Raw genomic sequence first — 12,716 nt, 5'->3', positions numbered from 1 at the left:
TTTTTTATTTTTAATCGAAAAGTATTTTTATTCTACTTCATAAATAAAAGATTCTGACGGGCCGATTTTAACCCTTGCCACTCCTTCTCCATTCTTTACTGTAAAATACGTTTTATTCTTTACATACAACTGATCCAAGAGTACATAAGAACCGTCTTTTAATTTCCATTTTGAAATAATATCAGCAGGAATTTTCAATTCAAATTCACTTGTTTTCTCCGAAGAAAAATTGGCTACAACAACTAGTTTTTGTTTGTCCGACCAGCGAACATATGAATAAATTAAGTCATTATACCCTTCATTGTTACGGTTTCCCGATTGAACTTCCTGAAAACTCCCCATCAAAGCAGAACTTTTAATCGAGAAATTCAGCAATCGTTTGTAAAAATCACGAAGATCTTTTTCTGATTCAGAAAGTTGACCTCCGTCAAATTTCCCATCGTTCATCCAGCGCTGATGATTCGGAACACCTATATAATCAAAAATTGAAGTTCTCGAATGTGTTCCAAAACCTGCATTTTCATTCCCGGGCTCTCCTACTTCCTGTCCAAAATAAACCATTGTTGGCGACGTACTGATTGTTGTAGAAACTACCATTAGCGGTTTTCCTCTTTCCGGAGTTCCAGCAAACTCAGGACTGGCCAGACGCTGCTCATCATGATTATCCAGAAAATGGAGCATATGATGTTCGATATCCTGCATTCTCGTTTGAATTTCAGACAAACCATCCGTTGAAGATTTTCCACGAATGATATCTTTCAGTTTATCGTAAGTTTCTACTTTATCATACAAATAATCCATTTTTCCCAAACGGATATAATTGCGGTATTCATTCGGATTATACACTTCAGCCAGTAAAAATGCATTCGGGTTTTTCATTTTGATAGCTGAATTCATGTAACTCCAGAATTCATACGGAACCATTTCGGCCATATCATAACGAAAGCCATCGACTCCTTTTGCTGTCCAGTACAAAGCGATTGCTTTAAATTTTTTCCAGGAATCCGGTACGTCTTTATCCTGCCAGAAAGCAAAATGTTCGGCAGAGGATTTTTGGTCAAAACCAGCAGGAAGCTCCGGAAAATCTTTTGAACCATCCGGGCGGATTCCGTAATTTACTTTAACCGTTTCGTACCAGTCATTCTGATCCGGTTTTACTTTACGAGATCCGTTTCCGGTCCATTTTGCAGGATTTTCATCGAAAGTGCCATCGACAAGAGGATTTTTTTCTCCATTTAACGGAAGGTCTCCGTCTGGAATCTGAAAATGTTCATTCGGAATATAATAGAAATTATTATTTCTGCTGTATTCTACACTCACATCATCATCAGCACCAAAATCCTGAACTCCTTCCGGATTACTTTTTCCTTCGTATTTACGCGCAATATGATTGGGTACAATATCAATAATTACTTTCAGGCCGGCTTTGTGGGTGCGCGCAATCAAATCTTCAAATTCCTGCAGGCGATTGGCTGGATTTACCGCCAGATCAGGATTTACATTATAGTAATCTTTTACGGCATAAGGAGAACCCGCCCTGCCTTTTACTACTTCGGGATCATCGTTTGAAATTCCGTAAGCGGTATAATCCCGAACCAAAGCATGATGCGGAACACCTGTATACCAGATATACGTAACGCCTAAATCCTTAATTTCATGCAGTGCTTTGTCTGTAAAATCATTAAATTTTCCAACACCATTTTCTTCAATTGTTCCCCATGGTTTGTTGGTTGTATTTTTATTTCCGAATAAACGTGTAAAAACCTGATACACGACAATTTTCTTATCGGTAAGAACTTCTTCCTTAGCTGCATTCATTTTCAAATCTTTTGTTTTACATGCCGTAAACAGCATCGCTACAGCTATTCCTGCAACCCAAATTCTATTATTTTTCATACTTATTTTTAAACTGTTTCATAGAAAAGAAAATCCAATAGTTAAAACCAAAATTACAACCTTAACAAATTGAAAACTGTTTTTATCAGCTTACTTCATCAATCCATAGAAACGATTTTTTAAATTTAAACTAATTTTTAAAACTCAAAGGAAATTGATTCTCATTTTACTGCAAAAAGCAAAACTACAACGAAATAGTTTTATGTTTTGTTGGTAACTTAAAAATAAGGTTCAAAGATGCGGAGGTGCAAAGGTTCAAAGGTTTTACTGATCATTTTTATCGTAGACGCACTGCTGTCTGTCTCTGCCAGATCCCTAATGCCCTTAAACCTTTGTCACTTTGAGCCTTTGCCACTTTGAACCTCTGTACCTAAAAATTATAATTTAATCCTAATATCAATAAAGGTTGTAACCTTTTTCATAAATTTGACAAAAAATTAATCCATTGAAGAAATTACTCTTTTTCATATCTTATTGTTTGCTGCTGTTAAGTGTTCAAAGCATATTGGCACAAGCACCCAAAAAAATCATTATTGAGAATGCAGACAATTCGTTTGTAGACCAAGTCGCAGTGCCCGATGCTCTTTTACTGGCTGGCAATGTAAAAATCAATCATGATGGTGTAGTGCTTACCTGCAACAAAGCCTATTTTTTTCAAAAAGAGAATTATTTAAAAGCCTTTGGAAACGTACAATTAGTTCAGGGAGATACTTTATATCTCAACAGCAAATACGCCGAGTATAATGGTAATATGAAGAAAGCGTTTGCTACAGGAGATGCAGTTATGACTTCGCCGGATGCCACTTTGCAAACCGACACGATCAATTTTGACCGAAATGTTCAGGAAGTTTTTTATAATTCAAAAGGAACAATCGTTAATAAAGACAATACTTTAGTGAGTAAATCTGGCCGCTATTATGTTGCCCAGAAAAAATTTCAGTTTTTGACTGAGGTAGTTCTTACCAATCCAAAATACGTCATCAAATCAAACCATCTGGATTATTACAGCAATTCGGGACACAGTTATTTGTTTGGCCCCTCAACGATTACCAGCAAGGCTAATTATATTTATACCGAAAAAGGATTTTACGATACCAAGAAAAACCTGGCCCATTTACTTCGAAAATCATACATAAAGTACGACGACAGGCGCATCGAAGGTGATAGCTTATTCTACAATAGAAATACCGAATTTGCATCGGCAACCCGAAATGTAAAAATTACCGATTCTGTAAATCGCGGAATCGTAAAGGGACATTATGCAGAAGTTTTCAAACTGAAAGATTCCATGTTTGTCACCAAAAGAGCTGTTGCTGTGAACTTTGTAGATAATGATTCGGTTTATATTCACGGAAAAAAACTAATGGTTACCGGAAAAACGGGCGAACGAATCCTGAGAGCTTTCAATAATGTGCGTTTTTATAAAACAGATATGAGCGGAAAATGCGATTCGATTCATTCCAATTCGAAAACCGCTTTGACAAAACTGATCGGAAATCCAATCCTATGGAACGGTGAAAGTCAGATTACCGGAGATGTTATGCATCTCATCGGCGATAACAAGACCCGGAAAATAGATTCCTTAAAAGTACTCAACAACACCTTTATCGTCTCGCGGGATACACTCGGAACCGGATTTAATCAGGTCAAGGGCCTCAATTTATTCGGAAAATTCAGGGAAGGCAAATTACACGACGTCGATGTGATCAAAAATACCGAAGTCATTTATTACATGAGGAATGATACGAATGAACTCATCGGTATCAATAAAAATGTGAGCAGTAAAATCAATATGATTTTAGAAAATAATGCCATAGAAACGATTACATTTTTCAATAAAGTCGACGGAGATATTTATCCTGAAGCCGATTTACCCGAAAATGCACGTAAATTAAGAGGTCTGGTCTGGCGTGGTGATGAAAGGATAAAGTCTAAAGATGATATCTTTACCGCCGAAGAAAATGAACTCAATGACAAATTAATCAAAGAAGGAAAAGACGAAGACGCCAAAGAAAACGTCCCGATGAAAGTCAGGAAAGAAACATTGGATTACGATAAAAAGAAACCGGCTGTGAAAACAAGTACAGCTAATCCATCGACTACCAAAGGTACTTCTAAAAAATAGTCGCGGTTTTTAGTCGCAGTCTCAGAATCGCAGTCTCAGAGTCGCAGTTTCAAAGTCGCAGTTTCAAAGTCGCAGTTTTCAGTTTTCAGTTTATAAAGCTCGCTCTTTGCATTTTAATAATCTAAACTTGATTCCAAAATTTGCGAACATTGCGTAAACTTTGCGATCTTTGCGGTTAAATTTAGTCGCAGTTAGACAGTCACAGTTAGACAGTCGCAGTGACGGTTTTCAGTTTTGACTGAGGCTGCAAACTGAAACTGAGACTGAAAAAACTCAGAACCTTAGCCTCTCAGCCACTTAGACCCTTAAGAAAAAAAATGAATTCAGATTTTATAAAATACCAGGCGCAGACTTCCCCATACCCTTTAGGAATGGAAGTTTCACATGCTATTGGTTCTTACATATACGATACCAGCGATAAAAAATATTTAGACTTTGTTGCAGGCGTTTCCGCTTGTACCTTAGGTCACCAGCATCCGAGAGTCAATCAGGCTATAAAAGACCAGTTAGACAAATATTCGCACGTGATGGTGTATGGTGAATATTCACAAAGTCCGGCCGTTCAGTATTGCAAATTACTCGCTTCACTCCTGCCGGAATCCCTGAACAAAACCTATTTGGTCAATTCAGGTACAGAAGCGATCGAAGGAGCCCTTAAACTCGCGAAGCGAACCACAGGCCGTAGTCAGCTTATTTCTTGTCATAATGCCTATCATGGCAATACGATGGGATCTATGAGCGTAATGGGTTTCGAGGAACGTAAAAGGGCTTTTAGGCCATTGCTTCCTGACGTAGATTTTATTACTTTTAACAACGAAGAAGATTTACAGAAAATAACAACCCGAACCGCAGCTATTCTTTTGGAAACTATCCAGGGAGGTGCCGGATTTATTCAGCCTCATGATAATTTTCTTCAGAAAGTGCGCCAACGCTGCGATGAAGTTGGAGCGATGATGATTGTTGATGAAATTCAGCCCGGCTTTGGAAGAACCGGAAAACTTTTCGGCTTTCAGAATTATGATGTTGTTCCTGATATTGTGGTAATGGGAAAAGGCATGGGAGGCGGAATGCCGGTGGGTGCTTTTACGGCTTCGGCGGAAAAAATGGATCTTTTAACCGAAAATCCTAAACTAGGGCATATCACCACTTTTGGAGGTCATCCTGTCATTGCGTCAGCTTGTTTAGCTACTTTGCAGGAATTAACTGAAACAAACTTGATGCAGGAAGCTGTAGAGAAGGAAAAACTGTTCAGATCTCTTTTGGTACATCCTTTGATAAAGGAAGTTAGAGGAAAAGGATTAATGCTTGCCGCAATGACCGAAACTGCCGAAATAACCAATGAGGTTATTTTAACTTGTCAGGACAAAGGGCTTATATTATTCTGGCTGCTGTTTGAAGGATGCGCCATACGAATAACACCGCCATTAACCATTTCTGAAGATGAAATAAAAGAAGGTTGTGCCATAATTTTAAACGTTATGGATGAAATTATGAAAAAAGAATCATAATCAAATTAATCTCTTTTACAATCAAAAGATTAAAACTTAAAACAGTACTAAAATTCTGTCCATATTGTTAATTAAATTGTTCAAAACAATTGATTCCCGTTCCTCTCAACACTAATATGGTTGCCTAATTTTATAACAGGCTAATTTCAAATAAACAAAGTATGCAATTAAGCAACGAAGAAGAAGATTATAACCTATCCTTATCCAAATTTGAGTCTATGTTAAAAACTAACAAAGTACTCTTTTTTGATTCTGAAGAATTTGAAGAAATTATTCTTCATTATTTAGATATAGGCAAGGCTAATTTAGCAAAAAAGGCCTTAAAACTTGCATTAGACCAACATCCGAAATCTACGGGCTTAAAATTAGTACAAGTAGAAATGCTGGTTTACGACGACAAACTCGAGATTGCTGAAAAGCTTTTGAACGAGTTGTATGCAATTGAACCGAACAACGAGGAAATATACATCCAGAAAGCCAATATTTGTTCCAAGAGGGATCAGCACGAAAAAGCGGTAGAATTACTTAAAATCGCCCTGCAATATACAGACGATTACGCCGACGTGTACAACTTAATCGGAATGGAGTATCTTTTCATGGATAACCTCGAGATGGCGAAAGACAGTTTCATCAAATGTCTTGAAGAAGATTTAGAAGATCAGTCTGCCCTGTATAATGTAGTTTACTGTTTTGAATTTTTAGATCAAAATCAGGAAGCTATTTTATATCTTAACGATTACATCAATAAAAACCCGTACAGCGAGATTGCATGGCACCAGCTTGGACGCTTGCATTACGGTGTAAAAGAATATGAAAATGCCATTCGTGCTTTTGATTACGCTACCCTTATTGACGATGAGTTTCTGGGCGCTTTCATGGAAAAAGCAAAAGCTTACGAACGCCTTAAAAAATACACCAAGGCTATCGAAAGCTATAACCGCACCATTGAGTTAGACGATGCGACTTCCTATGCTTTATTGCGTATCGGAAAATGCTACGAAAAACTAGGCAATTCCGCCAAAGCCCTGCAATATTACAATCAGACCGTACATGAAGATCCACTTTTGGATAAAGGATGGATTGCCATCACTGATTTTCACGTTCGCCAGAAAAACTTTCAAAAAGCCTTATTCTTTGTCAACAAAGCATTGGCAATCGATAATCAGAACCGTTTGTACTGGAAACGTTATGCCACGATAAACAAACAAATGAACTTCTTTGAGGAAGCCGAATTTGGATACAGAAAAGCGGTTGAATTTGGCGATTATGCATTAGACACCTGGTTATTCTGGGTAGATATCCTGCAATTTTTAGGTGAATTTGACAGTGCTATTCAGACCTTATTACAGGCATCCGAATATTTTCCTGAGGAAAACGAGATTGAATATCGTCTGGCAGGACTGTATTTCATGATTCAGGACAATACAAAAGCAAAATTTCATTTAAGCAACGGATTACGTTTAAATTTTGACAATTACATTCTGATCGAAGATTTGTTTCCGGTAGTGTGGTCAAAAAAGATGGTGAAAAATTATATTGAAAAACACAGAAAAGAATAATGATTGATATTTTAAAAAGACGTTTTGGCTTACTGGGCCGTAATATTAGCTACTCTTTTTCGAAAGGATATTTTACAGAAAAATTTAATGATGAAGTTTTTGCAGGCAACACCTATGAAAATTTTGACATCTCTGAAATTAACCATTTCTCCGGACTGGTTAAAAATAACCCCGACTTAAAAGGCCTGAATGTTACGATTCCGTACAAAGAACAAGTCATTCCCTTTTTAGATAAACTTTCAAAAAAAGCCACTTTAATCGGTGCTGTCAATACCATTAAATTTACCAAAAAAGGAAAATTAAAAGGATACAATACGGATTATTACGGTTTCAAAAAATCATTAAAACCGCTCTTAGAACCACATCATAAAAAAGCACTTATTTTAGGAACCGGCGGCGCCTCAAAAGGAGTTGCTTTTGCCCTTGATGAACTTGACATTCTCTATACTTTTGTGTCAAGGGAAGCTAAGGAAAACATTATTGATTATGACCTGATCAATGCCACAACTTTTGATAATTTTCAAATTATCATCAACTGTACCCCGGTAGGAACAAGTCCGAATATCGAAGCTTGTCCCAATCTTCCTTATGAGTTTTTTACCAATAAGCATATTGCTTACGATTTAATTTACAATCCGGAAGAAACTCAGTTTCTAAAGAACGCAAAGGCACAGGGAGCCGTTATAAAAAATGGTTATGACATGCTTATTTTCCAAGCCGAAAAAGCCTGGAAGATCTGGAACAAATAAAACAGCCACACAACACAATATAATTACGAATCTTAGAATCTTTAGTGATTTTAAGATTCGTTCTTTTTTATGCGTTTACCGAAATACATGCTGCAAGCAAAGCTCCCGGTTACTGCTGCGCTTTTTGGTACTGTCCTTTTTATTTGAATTAGAAATAAAAAGTATTCTAATTCAAAAATGATTTCTAAATAAAATCAGAATCGAAAGATTAAAAACAATCATTAAATATGATTTTTCTAAAAATTCTGACAAATGAAATTTTATATTAAGTTCAAAAAAAAGGATAAAAAAATCAATATCATATTTGCAAAACAGGGCAATAAATAAGAATTTCATTGCAAAATAGCGTATAAACAAACGATTTATTTTGTATTTAGAAACACCTTTACTATCTTTCGCTCTGTTTAAAACAATAAACCTTATACATTTAAAATGTTAGAAGAAAAGAATGATAACCTGCAGGAAGCAGACGGAAAACCAGGAATCGAATTAAGTGATTCTGTACAGGATGATGCAACTGAAACATCAGATACTGAAACAACAGCGCAGGACACGGTTTCACAAACTGAAACTGAATCTGAAAATACGGCTGAAGCAACAGAAACTGACCATCAGGAAGCACTGGATGCCATAACAAATTCAAATGCGGAAGAGAGTGAAGATGAAACGCTGAAAGAGCGCCATGATATTCCTATGCAGGATTACGATACTTTTTCGTTAGATGCACTTGTTGATGAGTTGAAAGAACTCGTGCACTTAGATAAGGCAATGTCTGTAAAAGATCATATCGAAGAAATCAAAAAGGCATTTTTATTACAATACAACCATCTGATTGAGGAGAAAAAAGAAGAATTTAATGCTTCGAAACAAGATCCGAATGAAGAGTTTGAATACCATTCTCCGTTAAAATCTAAATTTGATGAATACTATAATGTTTTCAGAGAAAAGAGAAACGTTCATTTTAAACACTTACAAACCAATTTAAAATCAAATTTAGACCATCGACTTGCTATTGTCGAAGAGCTAAAAGAACTTATAAACCCGCAGGAAAACATTAAGGACACCCTTAAACATTTTAATGATTTAAGAGAAAGATGGAAAAATGCAGGACCCATTCCAAAAGACAAATACAATCACGTCTGGAATAATTACCATTTTCATGTAGAAAATTTCTATGATTATCTGCATCTGGACCGTGAAGCCAGGGATCTGGATTTCAAATACAACCTGGAGCAAAAGCAAAAAATCATTACCCGCGTTGAGGAATTGGTAAATGAAACGGATATTAGCAAAGCTTTCCGTGAACTACAGGATTTACACCGAATCTGGAAAGAAGATATCGGCCCTGTTTCAAAAGAACACCGTGATACCATCTGGAATAAATTTAGTGAACTGACTAAAAAAATCCACGATAAAAGAGAAGTTTTATTTGAAAGCCAGCGCGCAAACGAGCAGCAAAATCTTGATCTTAAAAAAGAAATTATTGCTAAAATAGAAGTTTTAGGGACTGAAAAAGTAAACTCCCATTCGCAGTGGCTGGTTCAGATTCAAAAAGTAGAAGCTTTACGAAATGAATTCTTTGCTGCAGGAAAAGTTCCTTCTGAAGTAAATGAAGAAACCTGGGCTGCTTTTAAAACTGCCGTTAGAAATTTTAATTCTTTCAAAAATTCATTCTACAAAGATATTAAGAAAGATCAAAACGATAATTTAAACAAAAAAATGGCGCTTGTAGCCAAAGCCAAAGAATTACAGGAAAGTACCGATTTTACTGCCACTACTCCAATCATGAAGCAAATTCAGGATGAATGGAAACAGATTGGCCACGTTCCAAAGAAATATTCAGATAAGATCTGGAAGGAATTTAAGGATGCCTGCAATCATTATTTTGATAAATTAAAAGAACACAAATCCGAAGAAAATGTTGACGAGGTAGCTGCTTTTGACCATAAAAAAGCGTATCTGGATATCCTTAGAGCCTATCAGCTTACCGGAGACCACAAAACAGATTTGGATGCCATAAAATTGCATATTGAAACCTGGAAAGGATTTGGAAAAGTACCATTTGCAAGACGTCATATTGAAGGTAAATTCAATAAAATCCTGGATGCCCTTTTTGAAAAATTAAGTTTGAGTAAAAAAGAAACGGAGATGATGCGTTTTTCTAACCGTATCGATTCCTTATCTGAAAGTAATGACACCCGAAAACTGGATAACGAAAAAATCTTCCTGATGCGTAAGATTGAAGAAGTTCAAAATGAAATTTTCCAATTAGAAAATAACATTCAGTTTTTTACGAATACTAAAAATGCAAAAAAAGAGAATTCAATCGTTCTTGAAGTTCGCAAAAATATTGCTATTCACAAAGAAAGCCTTGAGGTCTGGAAAGATAAACTAAAACAATTACGTAACCTGAACCAGGAATAATAATTGTCCGGTTGACATTCGAAACCATTTAAATATAAAAGCTGTAGTGAAATATTCATTACAGCTTTTTTATGAAATGAGTTGATTTTACCGCAAGAAACGCAAAGGTTTATTTACACCCGAGATCCTAAAACGCAAAGTCCGCAACGCTATATCAATATCAGCCTTGCGGACTTTGCGTTTATAAGCGTAATCAAAAAAACAAAAAAAACTTGCGTACTTTGCGGTTAACTTTTTCACTCCACTTCATTTCAACCTGAAACATGAAACTCGAAATTCGAAACCTCAAACCTGAAACATGGAACTTGAAACCTAAGACCTGAAACCTGAAACTTAAATCCCGAAACCCTAAACTTAACATTTTTCCTCAATTTTCATAAAACAATTCTGTAAAATATTGATTATATTTGATAGTCTATGTTTGAACTAAAATTCAATAATACGATTATTAATTCTAAAAAATTACCGATATGAAATTTACAAGAAAAGCAAATGCCAACTGGAAAGGAACGGGCATGGAGGGAAAAGGAACCATCAGTACGCAAAGTACAACACTTGACAACGCTCAATTATCATTCAAAACGAGATTTGCAGATGGTGTCGGAACAAATCCTGAAGAACTTGTTGCTGCAGCGCATTCCGGCTGTTTTACCATGCAATTAAGTTTTTTACTGAACGAAGGCGGATTTACCGCAGATGATTTGGCTACGGAAGCGACAGTGACTTTTGAAGACGGAACAATAACGTTGATTCATTTGGACCTGAAAGGAAAAGTGCCTTCCATTTCAGCGGAAGAGTTTGAAAAAACAGCTCTTAAAGCAAAGGAAATTTGTCCGATATCCAAACTTTTAAATACTACTATTACACTTTCTGCTACATTAATCAGTTAAGGAACATTATCTTTAAAGATCAAGCTTCAAAAAAAATCCAAATAAAAAATTCCAAATCCCAAAAGATGCTGAGCATAATTGGAATTTGGAATTTTTAATTATTGCAACTTTCATAAATTGTTTGCAGTAACACCTACTCTTCCTAAGCAACAAATTTTGGGAATCATACTGGAAAATCACAATAAAAAAATTCCAAATCCCAAAAGATGCTGAGCATAATTGGAATTTGGAATTTTAAATATTGGAATTTTTAAACTGTAGTCAAAACTACATTGTAGCTTTTAAAGCTTTTGCTTCTGCTGTCATTTCCAACGCTTTATAAACACCTAATAATGTTTTGGCAACGTCTTCATTTTTAGGATCTAATTCGTTTGCTTTTTTAAGGTAAGGAATCACTCCTTTAAAAACAGACTCTCTTTGCGCTTTCAATACATCGTAACGCTTCATATCTTTTGCAGAATTACCCAATTTATTCATTTCATCGATAATTGGTTTTTCAGCTTCTAATTTTAATGCCGCAAGATTCAGGTAAGCATTTGTATAGGCCGGATTAATTTCGATCGCTTTCAAATAGTATTTTTCAGCATCAGCAGGATTTTTAGCATTTCCGCTAATTACTCCAAGATTGAATAAAAGATCAGCATTGTTCGGATCTTTTTGCAAAGCCTCACCAACTAATTTTTTGTAAGTATCGAAATCTTTGGTTTCAAGATATAAATTTGCTTCTGTAAGTAACAAAGAAGAATCTTCCGGGTTTGTTTTTCTTGCATCGGCGATTGCTTTTTTAGCATCTTCGATACGGCCTTTCTGAACTAAAATCAAAGCAAGATTTTTATAAATCTCTCCTCTTTTAGAAGGAATAGTTTCTGTTTTAGGTTTTTCGTGTGTTCCTAATTTTACAGCTAAATCTCTTTCACTGGCAGTGTTAAATCCGTCTTCATTTCCAGACGCTTTATTCAAAGCTGTATAACTAGTCCCTTTTCCTGAATAGTTAAGTTTTTTCAACTCTTCGTACATTGGTAAAGCTGCATCATAATCCTGAGCATTTACAGATGTTGAAGCCGCATAATACAAATTGATTGTATCTTTTTTATCCAACAAATAGGCATCATATAATTTTTTTGCTCCCTCAGCATTTTTGTTCGTCTGAGTATCTGCAATAGCTGAATTAATTAAGTTTCCTTTAATCTGAGCAATTGAAGTAGCGGCCTGAGTAGAATATTTTAACTTCCCGGACTCTTTTTCAAGGTCAATCAGTTTTTTATAACTTTCAGCGGCAAGAGATAAACTTTTACTTTCATCTACTTTTTTAGTAGCCAAATCAAGGTAAGCATTCCCTTTTACAAAATAGTATTGTGCCTGTTCAACATCTTTGGCATTTACTACCAGGTTTTCAGCATCTTTCAATATAGAAATTGCTCCCTGAGCATCTCCGTTTTTTAATGCTTTCTCTGCACTTTTAATCTGATCTTTTTGAGCAAAAGTAGCTACTGAAATCAGTAATGCTGACGCAAGTATTACATATTTACTTTTCATAGTATTCAATTTGTATATTTAATTTTCTT

Annotated in this window: 8 protein-coding genes; 6 read left to right on the top strand and 2 right to left on the bottom strand. The window is 35.7% G+C overall.

All coding sequences use genetic code 11. The annotated features are described in order from the left end of the window. Positions 1-27 precede the first annotated feature (27 nt). Positions 28-1,896: an alpha-amylase family glycosyl hydrolase gene (locus tag D0817_RS04630; protein WP_127337232.1), complete on the bottom strand. Its 1,869-nt coding sequence runs from the start codon at positions 1,894-1,896 to the stop codon at positions 28-30. A gap of 445 nt (positions 1,897-2,341) precedes the next feature. Between D0817_RS04630 and D0817_RS04625 the strand changes: the two genes are divergently transcribed. From D0817_RS04625 to D0817_RS04600, 6 genes are all read left to right on the top strand, one after another. Then, the gene (locus D0817_RS04625) at positions 2,342-4,021 is read left to right on the top strand and encodes an OstA-like protein (RefSeq protein WP_167470926.1); all 1,680 of its coding nucleotides are present in this window, start codon (positions 2,342-2,344) and stop codon (positions 4,019-4,021) included. A gap of 317 nt (positions 4,022-4,338) precedes the next feature. Continuing rightward, a complete protein-coding gene (locus D0817_RS04620; protein ID WP_127337231.1) occupies positions 4,339-5,529 on the top strand; it encodes an aspartate aminotransferase family protein in 1,191 nt (396 codons plus the stop codon). Between the two features lie 161 nt (positions 5,530-5,690). Further along, the gene (locus tag D0817_RS04615) at positions 5,691-7,088 is read left to right on the top strand and encodes a tetratricopeptide repeat protein (protein WP_127337230.1); all 1,398 of its coding nucleotides are present in this window, start codon (positions 5,691-5,693) and stop codon (positions 7,086-7,088) included. Continuing rightward, the gene (locus D0817_RS04610; protein ID WP_127337229.1) at positions 7,088-7,837 is read left to right on the top strand and encodes a shikimate dehydrogenase family protein; all 750 of its coding nucleotides are present in this window, start codon (positions 7,088-7,090) and stop codon (positions 7,835-7,837) included. Before D0817_RS04615 ends, D0817_RS04610 begins: the two co-directional genes overlap by 1 nt. A gap of 432 nt (positions 7,838-8,269) precedes the next feature. Then, a complete protein-coding gene (locus D0817_RS04605; protein WP_127337228.1) occupies positions 8,270-10,261 on the top strand; it encodes a DUF349 domain-containing protein in 1,992 nt (663 codons plus the stop codon). 470 nt (positions 10,262-10,731) lie between these two features. Beyond that, complete coding sequence (locus tag D0817_RS04600) at positions 10,732-11,151, top strand: OsmC family protein (protein WP_127337227.1); 420 nt, start codon at positions 10,732-10,734, stop codon at positions 11,149-11,151. A gap of 267 nt (positions 11,152-11,418) precedes the next feature. On the opposite strand, the gene D0817_RS04595 is transcribed toward D0817_RS04600, so the two are convergent. After that, a complete protein-coding gene (locus tag D0817_RS04595; RefSeq protein ID WP_127337226.1) occupies positions 11,419-12,687 on the bottom strand; it encodes a tetratricopeptide repeat protein in 1,269 nt (422 codons plus the stop codon). Positions 12,688-12,716 lie beyond the last annotated feature (29 nt).

The sequence above is a fragment of the Flavobacterium cupreum genome (assembly GCF_003996965.1).
Taxonomy (GTDB): domain Bacteria; phylum Bacteroidota; class Bacteroidia; order Flavobacteriales; family Flavobacteriaceae; genus Flavobacterium; species Flavobacterium cupreum.
This window is presented reverse-complemented; position numbering and strand designations above follow the sequence as displayed.

Coding starts and splice junctions, on each gene's coding strand:
- D0817_RS04630 (WP_127337232.1), bottom strand. CDS start 1,896: ATGAAAAATAATAGAATTTGGGTTGCAGGAATAGCTGTAGCGATGCTG.
- D0817_RS04620 (WP_127337231.1), top strand. CDS start 4,339: ATGAATTCAGATTTTATAAAATACCAGGCGCAGACTTCCCCATACCCT.
- D0817_RS04615 (WP_127337230.1), top strand. CDS start 5,691: ATGCAATTAAGCAACGAAGAAGAAGATTATAACCTATCCTTATCCAAA.
- D0817_RS04610 (WP_127337229.1), top strand. CDS start 7,088: ATGATTGATATTTTAAAAAGACGTTTTGGCTTACTGGGCCGTAATATT.
- D0817_RS04605 (WP_127337228.1), top strand. CDS start 8,270: ATGTTAGAAGAAAAGAATGATAACCTGCAGGAAGCAGACGGAAAACCA.
- D0817_RS04600 (WP_127337227.1), top strand. CDS start 10,732: ATGAAATTTACAAGAAAAGCAAATGCCAACTGGAAAGGAACGGGCATG.
- D0817_RS04595 (WP_127337226.1), bottom strand. CDS start 12,687: ATGAAAAGTAAATATGTAATACTTGCGTCAGCATTACTGATTTCAGTA.